This is a genomic window from Mycobacterium simiae (assembly GCF_008370645.1).
Classification (GTDB): Bacteria; Actinomycetota; Actinomycetes; order Mycobacteriales; family Mycobacteriaceae; genus Mycobacterium; species Mycobacterium simiae_A.
Window position 1 is genome coordinate 1 of sequence record NZ_VTZN01000658.1, and the last position, 249, is coordinate 249.

At 69.5% G+C, this 249-nt stretch carries 1 protein-coding gene; it reads left to right on the forward strand.

What is annotated here, in order from left to right:
- A partial coding sequence (locus F0Q45_RS27290; RefSeq protein WP_149656735.1) for an acyltransferase domain-containing protein occupies nucleotides 1-249 on the forward strand: 249 nt, incomplete at both ends.

The window sequence follows — 249 nt, forward strand, 5'->3', positions numbered from 1 at the left end:
GCTCCTAGGACATTCCATCGGCGAACTGACCGCGGTCTATTTGGCCGGGGTGCTCTCCCTCGAGGATGCCGCGACCCTGATCAGCGCGCGGGGCCGGCTCATGCAGGCCTGCGCGCCGGGTGCCATGCTGGCCATCGGCGCCAGCCCCGAGGACCTCAGCGGCTTGCTCGGCGACTTCCCCGACACCGCGCTGGCCGCTGTCAACAGTCCCACCTCGGTCGTGGTGGCGGGACCCTTCGATGACATCGA